The following is a 15,430-nucleotide window of genomic DNA, read 5'->3' as shown; positions in this document are numbered from 1 at the left end:
AGCAGGCTCGCTCCCACAGGGGAGCGGGCTGCCTGCGAAGCTTTTAGAAACTCATGTCCACCTTGGTCCAGAGCGTGCGCCCCGGTTCCTTGATGGCTTGCGGGTCATTGGCCGGGTAGCCGAAACCGGCGTTGCCGGCCAGGTTCAAGTGTTCGGCGTAAGCCTTGCCGAACAGGTTGTCGACGCCGCTGCTGACCTTCCAGTGGCTGTTGATCCGATAGGCACCGTTAAGGGAGAACACCGCGAAACCGGGTGTCTTGTCGAAGTCCTTGCCGACCACGTTGCCTTTGTTCTGGTCAATGCGGTTTTGCGCGGCGACCACTCTCCACAGTGCGCCGGCGCTCCAGTTGTCTTCGCTATAGGTCAGGCCGAAACGCGCATCCAGCGGTGGCATTTGCGGCAATGCACTGCCATCGCTGCTGTTCTTGCCCCAGGCGTAGGCCAGGGTCGCATCGGCTTTCCAGTTTTGGCTGAAGTTATAGGCAGCGCCGAGTTCGCCACCCATGATTCGCGCGTCGATGTTCTCGGCTTGCGAGGTCATGCCCATCATCCCGGGCGTGTAGTTGAACAAGATGTAGTCGCGTACCTGGCCGACGTAGGCCGAGGCCCAGGCTTCGAGGACTTCGGTTTTGTATTGCAGGCCGAAGTCGAGCTGGGTGGTTTTTTCCGGCTTGATCGAATCGAAGGCATTCACCGATCCGGCGGGGCCGGAGTCGGGCGAAAACAGCTCCCAGTAATCCGGGAACCGCTGGGTATGCCCCACGCCCGCATACAACGTGGTCGGGCTGTCGGCCAGGTCATGCTCGTAGCGGATGAAACCGCTCGGCAGGGTATCGGCGCGGGTGTCGTCGGCGGTCGGGTTCGGCCGGGTCATCATTCCCGAACCGGTGGTCTGGCGAAAATCCTTGGCCGAAGCACGATCCAGGCGTGCGCCGCTGATCAGTCGGTCACGCTCGGCGGCGTACCAGCTCAGCTCCCCAAACACACCGTAATTGTGGAAGTCGGCGTCCTTGGTGTACGGCAGGTCCTTATAGGTGTCGATGCCCATTGCGTTGCGTTGACGATGCTCATTGGTCTGCGCATCGATGCCGCTGATCAACTGCACGTCGGCCCAGCGCCAGGTGCCCTTGATTCGCGCACCGAGGGTGCGGCGGTCGACGTTGGAGGCCATGGGGCCAGCCATCATTCCGGTGCCGGACGGTGCGCGCAGGGTGTAGTTGTCCATGACGTGGTCGGCGTAGTTGTAGTAGACCTGTGCCTCGAGTTTTTCCATCACGTCGCTGATGTTGGATTTTTCGAAACGCAGGCCGAGGCTTTCACGTTTGAACTGCGAGCCGTCCATGCCGCGACCGGCGTAACGCGCCTCGCCGTCGCCCTTGCCGGCGGTCAGTTCCAGCAAGGTGTCGGCATCCGGGGTCCAGCCGAGCGCGACGTCGCCGTTCCATTTGTCATAGCGCGACGGGACGGTGTCATTGTTGCCATCCCGATAGTCGTCGGCATGCGCGGTGTTGCCGATCACTCGCACGTAACCCAGCGGCCCACCGGCAGCGGCGTCCACCAGTTTGTCGAAGCGGCCGTTGGAACCGGCCAGCATGCTGGCGTTTACCCGAGTGCCGAGTTCGCCGAAGCTTTCCGGCTCGCGATCGAAAAGGATGGTGCCCGCCGAAGCGCCAGGGCCCCAGAGCACGGTTTGCGGGCCTTTGATTACGGTCAACGTGTCGTAGGTTTCCGGCGAGATGTACGAGGTTGGTGCGTCCATCCGCCCAGGGCAGGCGCCGAGCATCATGCCGCCGTTGGTAAGGATGTTCAGTCGCGAACCGAACATGCCGCGCAGCACCGGGTCACCGTTGGTGCCGCCATTGCGCACCTGGGCGAAACCCGGAATGGTCTTCAGATAGTCCGAGCCGTCGCTCGCCGGCACCGGTTGGCGCGGGTCTTTCGGGTTGGTGACGATGGTCAGCGGTGAGCTCGGGGCAATGGCGGTGATGACCGTCGGGCTCAGCTCTTCACTGTGACCGGCGTGTTCATTGGCCAGCGCGGAGGGCGCCAGCAACGCACTGCACAGAATCGCAGTGGCGTGCCTGAAACGAATGCTGGATTCGTTCTGGGTAAAAAGGGCTTGGGCAGGGCTCAAGCCTGTGTCAGCAGAAAACCTGGACATGACAATTTCCATCGAGCAGACGTAAACGACACGGCAGACAACCAGAAGCTGTCTTCTAAACCGTGTGAATCAGAGTTGGCTGTTTACGCGACGACGGGTGGGGCGCGGGTGCGGGCGCCGGGGAAGAAGGTTTGCCGGGCATGGCCCAGGCGCGGGGAGGGTATGGTGAACGTGTTGACCGGCGGGATATTGAAAGCGACGAAGGACCCGCCGCTGGTTAATGCCGGGCAATTGAACAGCAGGCTGCAATAGCCGCATTTTTCCCAGATCGCATGGTGCCCAGCCGCAGGCGGACAGTGTTCGGCGGTGGGCTGCGCCCCATGGTCGGCGTGCTCCATGGCCGACATGTCCATGCTCGCGTCCATCGGCATGTCCATGTTCATGCCCACAGGCATGCTCATTGACATGGCACGCGAATCCATCGGCATCGACTGAGAAATCAGCGGACCGATAAAGATCATCAGCATGGCAAACAGGCTGATCCAGCTGCCGCGTGTCAGGCTCGTTGGCTGACGACGTGGACTGGAGGACCTGGCGCTAAGCGGGCGCATGGGCGTGATCAGCTCAGTTGATTACTGGGCGTGCGCGTGTTGTTGCGTACCCTCGGGCGCCTGCTTCTGCACCGCGACTTCGACCGTCACGTCACCGGACTTCTCGAAGTGCAGGGTCATCGCAAAGCGCTTGCCATCACTGAGCAGACTGCGGTCTTTCAAGCCCAGCAGCATGACGTGATAGGCCATTGGTGCAAATGTGACGTTGCCACCGGCAGGGATTTCCACACTGGGAACCTGCTGCATTTTCATCAGGTCGTTCTGCATCACATGCTCGTGCAGTTGCGCTTCGCCAGAGATTGGCGAGTCGACGCTGAGCAAGCGGTCTGCGTTTGTGCCTGAGTTGTGAATCACGAAATAAGCAGCCACGGTCGGCGCATTCGGCGGCAACTCCTGGGACCACGGATGGGCGATTTCCAGTGCGCCGACCTTGTATTCGTGGGCATTGGCAAAGCAGGCAGGCAGCAGCAACGCGACCAGAACGATGAGTTTGTTCAACATGGCAGTTCTCCAGAGCGATTCAAAACGCAGATCAATTGCGAGAAGGAATCACACCAGAGGCGAGGCGCGGGGATTGAGACTCGGCCATTGCTGGCGCGGTGACGGGGCGTTCAGTGAGGCGGGGGGCAGGCTTCGATTGGCTTCGAACTGCGCGAAATACAACTGCGGCATATGCCCGGGCAACGCCACCAATGGCGCGGAGCCGGAGCAGCACCAGCAATGCTGCATGTTGGAATGATCGTCGTTTTGCGGGGCTTTCTGTTCAATATCGCCGATGGAGATCGCCACCAGTTTGGTGCCGCCGGACGTGCAGAAACTGCCCCACAACAATTGTTCGGCGGGTGACTTCGCCGACTGCGCCATTGCTCCGGACATCGGCATGGCGAGCATGTTGAACAGCACTGCGAAGCAGGCTATCCAGGCAATTGCGAGCCGTTGTCGGGACATGGGACAGATCCGTTTGGGTGGGCGATCAGGCGCGGGCTATTTAGCCTGATCAGGGCCGATAAGTAAAAAAGGTGCGTGCGGTTTGGTGTCGCAGCACATCAGACAACGGTGGCATGCAAACGCAGACCGAGCGCCTTCATAACCTTCATGATAGTCGCGAATTCGGGATTGCCGGTACTGCTCAGCGCTTTATACAGACTCTCACGTCCCAAGCCGGCATCACGGGCAATTTGAGTCATACCTTTTGCTCTGGCGATATCGTTGAGTGCTGCACGTATTAGAACGCCGTCACCGGCATCCTCGTCAAAACAGGCATCCAGGTAAGCCGCCATTTCTTCCGGCGTTTTGAGAAACTCGGCGGCATCGAAACGGCTAAATTGCTCGGCCATGATTTACTCCTCATTACCGATGTTTTGCGCCATTTGAATGGCACGTTTGATATCTCGTTTTTGAGTCGACTTGTCTCCACCCACCAGCAGTAGATAAACCACCTCGCCCCTGCGTGTGAAGTACAACCGGTAGCCAGGCCCATGATGAACGCGCATTTCATACACCGTCGCCCCAACGGATACACAATCACCAAAGCTTCCATGTTCAGCAGCCCGGAGCCTGGCGATGATGCGAGCCTTACCGATGGTGTCCCTCAACGAGTCGAGCCAATCAGCAAATTCTCGGGACCGTTCGAAGTCGATCATGTCTGAATCGTATTCCTTGGGATACGGGCTGGCAAGCAACGCTTTTCTGGGGATGAGGCTAGCCATTCCCTGTGAACGTCGGGCTTGTGCTTGATCGGATTAAAGGAATTCGAATATATGGCTGAGTTGTTGAGGGGAACAGCCAGCACTTTCCTGAAAATTTGCCAGCTAATTCGCTGGCTTTTACAGCCCTGGAGAAAGGTCTGACAGGGATATGGCTTCCAGTAATTCTCGAACCAACCCAAACTCCCGCTCAACCCCCGGCAACACCGGCCGCTTCAACACCAACACCGGCACCCCACGCTCACGCGCCACTTCCAGCTTCGGCTCAGTAGCCGTGCTGCCGCTGTTCTTACTGATCAACACATCGATCTGCCGGCGCTCAAACAACTCCCGCTCATCATCGATCAGGAACGGCCCGCGCGCGCCGATCACTTCGCAGCGCTCATTACCGGGGTAAACGTCGAGTGCGCGCAGGGTCCAGAATTGCTCCGGCGGGATTTCGTTCAGGTGCTGCAATGGCTCGCGGCCGAGGGTGAACAGCGGTCGGCGAAAGGGTTTCAGGGCCTGGATCAGCTCGGACCAATCGCTGACTTCGCGCCAGTCATCCCCGGCCTGCGCTTGCCACGCCGGGCGCCGCAGTGCCCAACAGGGAACGCCGCTCAAACGCGAGGCAGTCGCTGCGTTTTGACTGATTTGTGCGGCGTAGGGGTGAGTGGCATCGAGCAGTAGATCGATGCCTTCATCGCGAATAAACTGCGCCAGACCCTCGGCACCGCCATAACCGCCGACGCGAACCTGGCATTTCAGATCCGTCGGCACCCGGCCGATGCCGGCGAGGCTGTAGATGTGCTCGGGTCCCAAGGTGCGGGCAATGGCAAGCGCCTCGGTCACGCCGCCGAGCAGCAAGATTCGTTTCATTGAAAAGCTCCTGCGTGGCCGACAACACCGCCCTGGCGGTCGATGGCAAACACTTCCACTTGAACCTGCGCCGGCACCACGCTGCGGGCAAAGTCCAGGGCGTGCCGGCACACCGCATCGCCGAGGGCGATACCGGCTGCGCTGGCCATGGCCAGGGCTTGCTGGCTGGTATTGGCTTCGCGGATGCCTTGCTGCAACGTTGTATCGGCGCCGACTGCGGCGGCCCATTCGGCCAGTTGTGGCAGGTCAATGCTCGAATGCCGGCTGTGCAAGTCCATGTGCCCGGCCGCCAGTTTGCTGATCTTGCCGAAGCCGCCGCAGATGCTGAGTTTATCCACAGGCACTTTGCGCAGATGCTTGAGCACCGCGCCGACGAAATCGCCCATTTCGATCAGGGCGATTTCCGGCAGATCGTAGACCCGGCGCATGGTGTCTTCGCTGGCGTTGCCGGTGCAGGCGGCAATGTGCAGGTAGCCGTTGGTTTTCGCCACATCGATGCCCTGGTGGATCGAGGCAATGTAAGCGGCGCAGGAAAACGGTCGGACGATGCCGCTGGTGCCGAGGATCGACAAGCCACCGAGAATTCCCAGGCGCGGGTTCATCGTTTTCAGTGCCAGGGCTTCGCCGTTTTCGACGTTGACCGTGACCTCGAAACCGCCGCTGTAGCCGAGCTCGTCGGCCAGCCGGGTCAGGTGCTCGCTGATCATTTTGCGCGGCACCGGGTTGATCGCCGGCTCGCCGACGCCTAGTACCAGCCCGGGACGGGTGACCGTGCCGACCCCGCGTCCGGCATTGAAGCGGATGCCCGGCTCATGGTTCAGGCGCACGTGAGAGTAGAGTAGCGCGCCGTGGGTTACGTCCGGATCATCACCCGCGTCCTTGATGGTTCCCGCTTCGGCACCTTCATTCGCCAGTCGGCAGAACTCCAGGCGCATCGACACGTGCTTGCCCTTGGGCAGGATGATTTCCACAGCGTCCGCCGTCGTGCCGGCGAGCAACAGGCGAGCCGCCGCCAGACTGGTCGCGGTGGCGCAGCTGCCCGTGGTCAGGCCGCTGCGTAGCGGTGCGGGTTGTTCGGCGGTCTCGTCACGCATCGAGTGGTTTCGTCATGTCCAGCACGGTAATCGGCAAGGCCTGGCGCCAGGTATCGAAGTCACCCAGCGGCTGCGCCTGAGCGATATGAATGCGCGTCAGCTCACCGCCGTGTCGTTCGCGCCAGGCCATCAGGGTCACTTCACTTTGCAGCGTGACCGCGTTGGCGATCAGCCGGCCACCGGGTTTGAGGGCGTTCCAGCAGGCGTCCAATACACCCTCGCGGGTGACGCCGCCACCGATGAAGATCGCGTCCGGAGGTTCGAGGCCGTCGAGGGCTTGCGGCGCGCGGCCGCGAATCAGTTGCAGACCGGGCACGCCGAGCGCATCGCGGTTGTGTTCGATCAGTTGCTGTCGCCCGTCGTCGGCTTCGATGGCCAGTGCCCGGCAACTCGGGTGGGCGCGCATCCATTCGATGCCGATCGAACCGCTGCCGGCACCGACATCCCACAGCAGTTCGCCGGGGGTGGGGGCCAGGCGCGCGAGGGTGATTGCGCGGATGTCGCGCTTGGTGATCTGGCCATCGTGCCTGAATGCGCTGTCCGGCAGCCCGGCCAGTCGTGACAGGCGCAGCGCGGTGGGTTCAGCCAGGCAATCGATGGCGATCAGGTTCAGGTCGGCGATTAGCGGATCGGCCCAGTCATTGGCGGTGCCGTCGATACGCCGCTCGGCGGTGCCGCCCAAATGTTCGAGCACCGTCATCCGGCTCGGGCCGAAGCCTCGTTCACGCAACAGTGCGGCGATGGCGGCGGGGCTATTTCCATCGTTGCTCAGCACCAGCAAGCGCACGCCGCTGAAAAATTGTGCGCTGAGCGCGGCGACGGGACGGGCAACGACTGACAACGTGACCACGTCCTGCAAGGACCAACCCATGCGTGCAGCGGCCAGTGAGCAAGACGAGGGCGCCGGGAGGATCAGCATTTCATCGTTGGGCAGTTGCCGGGCGAGGCTGGCGCCGACACCGAAGAACATTGGATCGCCGCTCGCCAACACACAGACAGGTTCGCCACGCAGCGCCAGCACTGGTTGGACGGAGAACGGACTCGGCCAGCATTGGCGTTCACCGCGAATGCACGGCGGCAATAAATCCAGATGCCGTTGACCGCCGAAGATCCGTGAGGCACGCAGCAGCGCATGCCGGGCGTTTTTGCCCAGACCTTTGAAACCGTCTTCACCGATGCCTACTACCGTCAGCCAGGGTGTCATGCCGTTCCTCAATCACGCGTTCATCGATGTTGGATGGCATGATAACGCGGCTTTCCCGGGCTGACTGCGTTCTCTTCTCTGTCGTGCTGGGGCTGACATCAAATGTTGATGATGTTTTTTTAGCCGGTGGTTTTTTGTTGTTAGTGTGAATTTCGCCTTGGATTAAACCCTCAAGGTTCAATCAACCAATGCCAGGAAGGCAGGGGAAACACCATGGATACTACTTTGCAGGACGCTCAGAAAACGACAACGCCACGCCTTGAAAAGGCCGCCTCAGTACTCGACAGCAATTTACTGGCGTACTATCCAGGCTTATCCGCAGACGACAGGCAGTTCATCAAGAACAGCATGCGTTGGGCGGAGAGTTGCGCAGACCTTCGCCATGACCAAGAGCAAGACCCCGCTCAATGGTTCGAGTTTTACTCGGGGGTGCTTTGGTCTGTCGGCTGGAGTCTGGAGCACCAACCCGTGATTGTCGTCGATAACGACTTTACGGGCCGCTTGATGGACGCGTGGTCAAAGGCTCTGTCGACGCAGGTCAGCCGAGCGAAGTTGAGCTTGATGAAGGAAACCTTCACCTTGCTCGAAAACAACCCTGCGGCGCTTCAACTATTGACCTCCAGTGCCAGTCAGTCAGGTGACTTCCGCTTCCTGCCCGCTGAATACAACCGGTATGGCGAACTTGAGATCGTGCTGACCAATGTGCGGTTGCTCGGTTCTAACTGGGGCAGCTCATTTTTATTCTGGGAAGTGGCCAATCCGCAATCACAGCTCGATGTTCGCGTACGGCGCTTCGCGATAAACCGGCGGGGCATCAATACTTACAGGGAGCCTCTTCAAGAGGCCGTTAAAGAAATGCGCCTGAGGGAGATTGAACTGACGATGCAGTAACTGTCGGCAACGGCCATTACGCGGGGTTCTGTTCAGGACGCACAGGATATCCGACCGGAGTCTTTTCATGCGGTGGAGCAAAGCAGGCATAATACGGCGCACTTTTCCCGCGAATCGCCTCGCTACCTGAACGGGTCCCCCTTGAACCAACGCCCACTGTCCACCGCCCTACGCCCCTCGGCTTGTCCGGGGTTGCTGCGTATTGTTCCGGCGCTGGACGGTGGTATCTGTCGGATCAAGTTGAACGGTGGCTCGCTCAGCAGCGCTCAGGCCGTGGCGGTGGCCGATGCGGCAGAGCGTTATGCAAGCGGGGCGATTGAGGCAACGAATCGCGCCAACCTGCAGATCCGCGGAATCGGCAGTGAGCAAAGTGCGTTGATCGACGCGCTGCTGATTGCAGGCTTGGGCCCGCGCACGGCGGCGGGCGACGATGTGCGCAACCTGATGCTCAGCCCGAGTGCCGGGATCGATCGGCAGATGTTGCTGGATACGCGCCCATTGGCTGAGCGGATTCTCGACACGCTGCAAACCCGTCAGTGCTTCCACGACTTGAGTGCCAAGTTTGCCGTACAACTCGACGGCGGCGAGCGTTTAGCGATGCTTGAACATCCCCATGATGTATGGCTCTCGGCCTTTGAACGAGACGGCGTGACGCGCCTGGCGTTTGGTCTGGCCGGATGCCCCACTGACCGGCCCATCGGCTCGGTTGCACTGGGCGAGGGTCTTTGTCTGGTGGTTGCGCTGCTTGAGTTGTTCCTTGAGCTGGCACGCCCCGAACAAACGCGGATGCGTCATTTGCTGGCTGAGCACTCAATCGAAAGCGTTCTGAGTCGACTGGCCGAGTGTGTTGCCATCCAGGCCGTCAGTGATTGGCAACGCACCCCGGACTCGACGGTCTTGCACATTGGCGCCCACGCCCAGGCTCAGGCCAATCTTTTTTATGTGGGCGCCGTGCCGCCGCTGGGGCGACTTGATCCCGCCATGCTGCGAGGCGCGGCAAAACTGGCCGAGCAGTTCGGCGACGGCCACCTGCGGTTCACACCGTGGCAGAGCCTGCTGTTGCCCAATATCCGTCATGAACATTTCGCAGGCGCCATACAGCGCCTGCAACAGCTGGGCCTGTTGTGCGACCCCGGACAATCGTTGACACGACTGATCGCCTGCACCGGTTCAAACGGCTGTGGCAAAGGCCTGGCCGAGACCAAGGGCGATGCCCTGCAACTGTCGACACTGCTGCAACGTCACGGGCAGGCGCTGAATGTGCACCTGAGCGGTTGCCCGCGTTCCTGTGCCGCCGCGCACATTGCGCCGGTCACATTACTGGCCGTCGCCCCCGGTCACTACGATCTCTATTTTCGCGATGCAGCGCAGCCCGGTTTCGGCGCCCTGCACGCACGCAACCTTACTATTGAAGCGGTCGCGACTTTGCTCGACGCCCGCTCACGGAGCCCCCTTGATGCTTGATTACATCCGCGACGGTCAGGAGATCTATCGCAACTCCTTCGCGATCATTCGCGCCGAGGCCAACCTCGCGCGCATTCCGGCCGATCTGGAAAAACTTGCGGTTCGGGTGATACACGCCTGCGGCATGGTCGATGCCATCGACGGTTTGCAGTTTTCCGAAGGTGCGGGCAAGGCGGGGCGTGATGCGTTGGCTGCCGGCGCACCGATCCTGTGTGATGCGCGGATGGTGTCCGAAGGCGTGACCCGCGCACGGTTGCCGGCGAACAATCAGGTGATCTGTACACTGCGCGACGAGAGCGTTCCGGAGCTTGCTCGAGAGTTGGGCAACACCCGCTCCGCCGCTGCGCTGGAGCTATGGCGGCCTCATTTGGAGGGTAGCGTGGTGGTGATCGGCAACGCGCCGACCGCACTGTTCTATTTATTGGAAATGCTCGACGCCGGTGCACCGAAACCGGCGTTGATCCTCGGCTTCCCGGTGGGCTTCGTCGGCGCCGCCGAATCCAAGGCAGCGTTGGCGGCAGACAGCCGTGGTGTGCCTTTCGTTATCATGCAAGGTCGCCTGGGCGGTAGCGCCATGGCCGCCGCCGCCGTCAATGCCCTCGCCACGGAGATCGAATGATGCAGCAACCTGGACGTTTGATCGGCCTTGGCGTGGGCCCGGGTGATCCGGAACTGATTACCGTGAAAGCCCTGCGCCTGCTGCGCGAATCGCCGGTGGTGGCGTACTTCGTCGCCAAGGGTAAAAAGGGCAATGCGTTCGGCATCATCGAGGCGCATCTGCAGGAAGCGCAGAACCTGTTGCCGCTGGTTTACCCGGTGACCACCGAAGCGTTGCCGGCGCCGTTGTCCTATGAGCAGGTAATCAGCGATTTTTACGATGACGCCGCTGAAGAGCTCGCGGCGCACCTCGATGCCGGTCGCGACGTGGCGGTGATCTGCGAAGGCGATCCGTTCTTTTACGGCTCCTACATGTACCTGCACGACCGGCTCGCCGAGCGCTATCAGGCCGAAGTCGTGCCGGGAGTGTGCTCGATGCTCGGCGGTGCCTCGGTACTGGGTGCGCCGCTGGTGTATCGCAATCAGAGCCTGTCGGTGTTGTCCGGCGTGTTGCCCCACGACGAACTCATGCGTCGCCTGGCCGATGCCGATGCGGCGGTGATCATGAAACTGGGGCGCAACTTTCCCAAGGTTCGTCAGGTGCTCGAAGAACTCGGACTGGCCGAGCGCGCGTTGTACGTCGAGCGCGCGACCATGGCCAACCAGAAAATCGTGCCGCTGGATCAGGTCGAACCGATGTCCTCGCCGTACTTCTCGCTGATCATCGTTCCCGGCGAAAGGTGGCAAGGCTGATGACCCCTCCAGTTCCAGCGATTGTCATTCTCGGCAACGGCAGTCTCGCGACCGCGCGCACAATTCAGCAGGTCTATCCCGGTGCCCTGATTCATGGCCTGGCCGAACGTGTCGATGGCGCAGACCGTGCCTATGGCGAATTCGGCGCAACTCTGCGCGAGCTGTATCAACAGGGCTCGCCGATCATCGCCTTGTGCGCGGCGGGAATCGTGATCCGCACGCTGGCGCCGTTGCTGCTGGAAAAGGGTGCGGAGCCACCGGTACTGGCGGTGGCCGAAGACGGCAGTGCCGTGGTGCCGTTGCTTGGTGGTCTGGGCGGCGTGAACGTGATGGCGCGGGAGATTGCTGCCCATCTGCACGTTGCACCGGCCATCACCACCAGCGGCGAGTTGCGTTTTGGCACGTGCCTGCTCAACCCGCCCAGCGGCTATGCACTCGGTGATCTGGAGTTGGGCAAGCGTTTCGTTTCCGATCTGCTGGCCGGTGAAACGGTGCGCATCGAAGGCGCGGCGCCTTGGTTGGCGCAAGCGCAATTGCCTGAGGATGCTCAGGCCCGATTGGCGGTGCATGTTGGTCATACCGAACGGACACCGTCGGCCAACGAACTGTTGATCTATCCACGCAACGTCGTAGTGGCGGTCAGTGGCGGTGTTACCGATCTGCCGAATGCGGTTCGCGGGGCTTTGCATCAAGCGGCAATCGCGGTGCAATCACTGACCTGCCTGTTGGCGTCCGATACGCAAATGGCCAGCCCCGCGCTACGTGAAGCGGCACTTGAGTTGGGCGTTCCTCTACGTTTTGCAAAAGCGGATACCGATGTTGGTGAGCTAGTGCGCATCGCTGTCGGCCAGCCTGTTTCCGTGCTTGGCGACGATGCGATTGCCATCGCTGTCGCCGAGAGTCCGCTGGATCCGTTGCAGATCGGCCGCTCTCGCGGACGCTTGGCCGTGATCGGCATGGGGCCGGGGGCCGCTGAACTGATGGTGCCCGCCGTGAAGGCGGAACTGGCTCGCGCCAATGATGTGCTGGGTTACGAGACTTACGTGCGCATGGCAGGTCCGTTTCGCGCCGATCAAGTGTTGCACTGCACCGATAACCGCGAAGAGATGCAACGCGCCCGTCACGCCTTCGAACTGGCTGCCCAAGGGCGATCGGTGGTTGTGGTTTCCTCGGGTGACCCGGGGGTTTTCGCCATGGCGGCGGCAGTGCTGGAGGCGTTGCACGAATCCACCGACGCCCATTGGCACAGCGTCGATCTGGAAGTTTTGCCGGGAGTTTCCGCCTCACTGGCCACGGCCGCGCAGGCCGGTGCGCCGCTGGGGCATGATTTTTGTGTGTTGTCCCTGTCCGATAATCTCAAGCCTTGGGCAATTATCGAGAAGCGCCTGGACCTGGCTGCTCAAGCTGATCTGGCGTTGGCTTTTTACAACCCGATCTCGCGCTCTCGTCCATGGCAATTGGGCCAGGCGCTGGAGATCGTCGCCCGTCACCGTGTGCCGGAAACACCGGTGGTATTGGGCCGGGATATCGGTCGCCCGGGACAGACACTGCGGGTAACGACTTTGGGCCAGTTGACCCCGGATCAGGTCGACATGCGCACCATGGTCCTGATCGGTTCATCCCTGACCTGTGTTTTTGCGCGTGCCGAAGGTGGTGAGTGGGTCTACACGCCACGCTGGTATGGCGAGAAACCTGTTTCTTGATTTCAAGCGGCCCGTTCGGGCCGCGCTCAATTATAGGAATCGGGTTGTTATAAGGGGTTAATAATGACCCGGTTGGTTTTTCTGAAATTAATTGAATTCCTTGTTGTTTGATTAGCTGATGTTGTGGCGTTAGTTTTGTTCTTGCGCCCCAATGGCGATTAATTAATTTGAAAGGAATCAATAAAGTGACTGAAGTTATCAATCAAAAAATGGCTCCGGCTGAACGTATTGCGTTAATTCACGAGTGTAATAATTTCATTGCGCAGTTGCCGCGGCCCCGTTCGCGTTCCATCTCTTCCCGTATTGAACTTCCCATCGACAAGGATGAACTGAATACCGCCATTATGGGGACGGGTATCGCCGGATTCGATGCAAGCGTGTCCAGGCGTAGTAAGCGTATTGTAAAAAACACCTATATGTACGCCGATCTGGTGGCGTTGCTTAAATACCCGGCAGCCAGCCAGAAAGAACAACGGTACAACGAGTTCATGAGGTTGATGAAACTGGCGGGATGGTTCGCTTTCAGTGAGCCTTATAATCGCTATCAATCGACCTCCATGAAGCTGACGATGGACAATGTTGCACTCGGTATTCTGCATGCCGCGGTTGGCGTGGCGGTCAGCAAAGGCGCGACGGCGCTCAAGGTGCTGTCCAGCGTGGCCGATTCGACCATGGAGGCATTAAAGAATGAACCGGAAGCGCTGAAGTTGTTTGAGCGCAACGCCAAGAAAGCTGAAGGCGGGAACTTCTGCATGTCGGCGGCAATGGAAGGTGCGGACAGCGATATCACCATGACCATTGCCGCAGTTCAGTACTTTGCCAAAGTGCAGCCGACCAAAGTGTTGTTCGTTGAGTGGAGTACCTCCAGTGTCGAGGTTTACAACGGTGCTGCCACCATGCACATGGATGAAGAAGATTATTTGATGGTCGAGCCATTGCTCTTGAAGGCGTTGGCTGAAAATCGCCAAAAAGCACTTTCTTACGAGTTTAAATCAGCTCAAACCGCCTGATAAGTACAGGTGTGTGTTTATGCCGGTCAATCAGGTTCGCTGTTGTAATAAAGAATTTTATTGGCTGGCATTCGGCAGTGCTTTGAAGTTTTTTGAGAGGGGGAATCAATGAGCACGGAGTTGAACTACAGTACTTATGTTTGCGCAGGCTGCATGATCGTGGTGGCCAAAGAATTATCTGAAGCTGACACGCAGGATGGCCTGGACGCACTGCTTTATGCGCACACGGTGGCTTCGCTTAAAAACTCTGACGACAGCACGGTTGCCGACTGGGCGTATGCGAACAAGATGGCTGTCAGGACGCTGGGCGGTACACTGTACAGCGATAGCCATGTCACCATTCCGGCAACGCTGCCCGACAGTTTCACTTTGCGTGAGTTGTTGCCGCAGATCGTCGGACAGGCTGTGCCAGCTGGGGCGCTAAGATCGCTGACCGCAAGCCTGGAGCGACTCTCACGCCAAGACACGGCTTCAGCCCCCAATGAGTTGCTGCGAACGCATGCCCTACAGCATGAACGCTGTATACGCTTGCAGGTGGGCGTTATGTCCGAAGGCACCCACCTGATCGTCTTGACGATTGCTTTCGAGAATGGCGAGCCGGTGACCAAGAGTCTTGCTACGCAGCGTTTCAGTCTTGAAAAGGCCAACGCAAACCTGACAGTCAGCAGCTATCAAGCGCTCGTGGAGCGCGAGGATTACGACCTGTCCCGCGCGACTATCATTTCATTGCTGGAGCATCGGCGTCAGGAGCAGATCGTGACGTTGCGATGAGCAGGGAAACGGGTGGCCGCTAGGGCACCAGATAGCCCTTCACCCCGGTGAAAATAATCTGCGCCGCCAGCGCACACACAAACAATCCCATCAACCGGCTGACAATCTGCAACCCCTGGTCGCCGAGAATGCGCTCGATGTGATTGGACAGGTACAGCACAACGCCAACGGTGAAGCTGGCCAGGGCAATACTGAGAATGGCCGTGAGCTTGTCGTCCCAGTGCGGCTGGCTCACGCCCATGACCAGCAAGGCACCGATGGTGCCGGGGCCGACCGTCAGCGGGATGGTCAGCGGGACGATGGTCACGTCCTGCTGCACGTTGTCGGTCTGCACGGCCGACTTGCCCTGGGCCATGCCCAATGCGGAGATGAAGAGTACGCTGCCGGCGCCAATGCGGAACGCGTCCACGGTGATGCCGAAAACGTCGAAAATCACTCGGCCAAACAGGTACAGCAAGACACTGGAGACCAGCGTGGCGGTCGCCACTTTCCAGGCCAGCCGACGTTGTTCCTTGCGTGAGTAACCGCGGGTGAGGCTGATGAAACAGGACAACACGAAGAACGGGCTGTAGAGCACCAGCATCTTCAGGTAAACGCTGAACAACACATGGAGCATGGTGCAAGCTCACTGGCGAGGGAAGTCGAGTGGGAGTCTATCAGGCGATGG

Annotated in this window: 17 protein-coding genes; 7 read left to right on the top strand and 10 right to left on the bottom strand. The window is 60.0% G+C overall.

What is annotated here, in order from left to right:
- Window positions 1–43: 43 nt before the first annotated feature.
- From ACNYC6_RS10495 to cbiE, 9 genes are all read right to left on the bottom strand, one after another.
- Window positions 44–2,161: a TonB-dependent copper receptor gene (locus ACNYC6_RS10495; RefSeq protein WP_419712238.1), complete on the bottom strand. Its 2,118-nt coding sequence runs from the start codon at window positions 2,159–2,161 to the stop codon at window positions 44–46.
- Between the two features lie 83 nt (window positions 2,162–2,244).
- Window positions 2,245–2,712 (bottom strand): DUF2946 domain-containing protein, encoded by a 468-nt coding sequence (locus ACNYC6_RS10490; protein WP_419712237.1) that lies wholly within the window; start codon window positions 2,710–2,712, stop codon window positions 2,245–2,247.
- Between the two features lie 21 nt (window positions 2,713–2,733).
- On the bottom strand, window positions 2,734–3,213 hold the full coding sequence (locus tag ACNYC6_RS10485) for a copper chaperone PCu(A)C (protein ID WP_419712236.1): 480 nt from the start codon (window positions 3,211–3,213) through the stop codon (window positions 2,734–2,736).
- A 48-nt stretch (window positions 3,214–3,261) separates the two neighbouring features.
- On the bottom strand, window positions 3,262–3,660 hold the full coding sequence (locus tag ACNYC6_RS10480; protein ID WP_419712235.1) for a DUF2946 domain-containing protein: 399 nt from the start codon (window positions 3,658–3,660) through the stop codon (window positions 3,262–3,264).
- Window positions 3,661–3,758: 98 nt separating this feature from the next.
- Window positions 3,759–4,049 (bottom strand): addiction module antidote protein, encoded by a 291-nt coding sequence (locus tag ACNYC6_RS10475; protein ID WP_419712234.1) that lies wholly within the window; start codon window positions 4,047–4,049, stop codon window positions 3,759–3,761.
- 3 nt (window positions 4,050–4,052) lie between these two features.
- Entirely contained in the window at window positions 4,053–4,355 is a 303-nt protein-coding gene (locus ACNYC6_RS10470) for a type II toxin-antitoxin system RelE/ParE family toxin (RefSeq protein ID WP_419712233.1), read from the bottom strand.
- A gap of 183 nt (window positions 4,356–4,538) precedes the next feature.
- Window positions 4,539–5,276, bottom strand: a complete 738-nt coding sequence (locus ACNYC6_RS10465) for a cobalt-precorrin-6A reductase (protein WP_419712232.1) — start codon at window positions 5,274–5,276, stop codon at window positions 4,539–4,541.
- Window positions 5,273–6,370: a cobalt-precorrin-5B (C(1))-methyltransferase gene (locus ACNYC6_RS10460; protein ID WP_419712231.1), complete on the bottom strand. Its 1,098-nt coding sequence runs from the start codon at window positions 6,368–6,370 to the stop codon at window positions 5,273–5,275. Before ACNYC6_RS10460 ends, ACNYC6_RS10465 begins: the two co-directional genes overlap by 4 nt.
- Entirely contained in the window at window positions 6,363–7,574 is a 1,212-nt protein-coding gene (gene cbiE / locus ACNYC6_RS10455; RefSeq protein ID WP_419712230.1) for a precorrin-6y C5,15-methyltransferase (decarboxylating) subunit CbiE, read from the bottom strand. Before cbiE ends, ACNYC6_RS10460 begins: the two co-directional genes overlap by 8 nt.
- Before the next feature lie 213 nt (window positions 7,575–7,787).
- Here cbiE and ACNYC6_RS10450 point away from each other — a divergent pair, with 213 nt between their 5' ends.
- The 7 genes from ACNYC6_RS10450 to ACNYC6_RS10420 all read left to right on the top strand — a co-directional run bounded on the left by ACNYC6_RS10450 (window position 7,788) and on the right by ACNYC6_RS10420 (window position 14,763).
- Complete coding sequence (locus tag ACNYC6_RS10450; protein ID WP_419712229.1) at window positions 7,788–8,465, top strand: hypothetical protein; 678 nt, start codon at window positions 7,788–7,790, stop codon at window positions 8,463–8,465.
- 141 nt (window positions 8,466–8,606) lie between these two features.
- On the top strand, window positions 8,607–9,929 hold the full coding sequence (gene cobG / locus ACNYC6_RS10445; RefSeq protein WP_419712228.1) for a precorrin-3B synthase: 1,323 nt from the start codon (window positions 8,607–8,609) through the stop codon (window positions 9,927–9,929).
- Entirely contained in the window at window positions 9,922–10,548 is a 627-nt protein-coding gene (locus ACNYC6_RS10440; protein WP_416129421.1) for a precorrin-8X methylmutase, read from the top strand. Before cobG ends, ACNYC6_RS10440 begins: the two co-directional genes overlap by 8 nt.
- The gene (locus ACNYC6_RS10435) at window positions 10,548–11,279 is read left to right on the top strand and encodes a precorrin-2 C(20)-methyltransferase (RefSeq protein ID WP_419712942.1); all 732 of its coding nucleotides are present in this window, start codon (window positions 10,548–10,550) and stop codon (window positions 11,277–11,279) included. Before ACNYC6_RS10440 ends, ACNYC6_RS10435 begins: the two co-directional genes overlap by 1 nt.
- On the top strand, window positions 11,279–12,982 hold the full coding sequence (cobJ, locus tag ACNYC6_RS10430) for a precorrin-3B C(17)-methyltransferase (RefSeq protein ID WP_419712227.1): 1,704 nt from the start codon (window positions 11,279–11,281) through the stop codon (window positions 12,980–12,982). The genes ACNYC6_RS10435 and cobJ overlap by 1 nt, the downstream gene beginning before the upstream one ends.
- Window positions 12,983–13,167: 185 nt before the next feature.
- Window positions 13,168–13,992 carry a hypothetical protein gene (locus ACNYC6_RS10425; protein WP_419712226.1) on the top strand — a complete coding sequence of 275 codons (825 nt, stop codon included), beginning with the start codon at window positions 13,168–13,170 and terminating at the stop codon, window positions 13,990–13,992.
- 108 nt (window positions 13,993–14,100) lie between these two features.
- Window positions 14,101–14,763, top strand: a complete 663-nt coding sequence (locus tag ACNYC6_RS10420) for a hypothetical protein (protein ID WP_419712225.1) — start codon at window positions 14,101–14,103, stop codon at window positions 14,761–14,763.
- A 19-nt stretch (window positions 14,764–14,782) separates the two neighbouring features.
- Here the strand turns inward: ACNYC6_RS10420 and ACNYC6_RS10415 are convergent, their stop codons facing one another.
- Window positions 14,783–15,379 (bottom strand): MarC family protein, encoded by a 597-nt coding sequence (locus ACNYC6_RS10415; protein ID WP_419712224.1) that lies wholly within the window; start codon window positions 15,377–15,379, stop codon window positions 14,783–14,785.
- Window positions 15,380–15,430 lie beyond the last annotated feature (51 nt).

Source organism: Pseudomonas sp. NFX224 (assembly GCF_048565165.1).
In the GTDB taxonomy this organism is placed as follows: domain Bacteria; phylum Pseudomonadota; class Gammaproteobacteria; order Pseudomonadales; family Pseudomonadaceae; genus Aquipseudomonas.
This window is presented reverse-complemented; position numbering and strand designations above follow the sequence as displayed.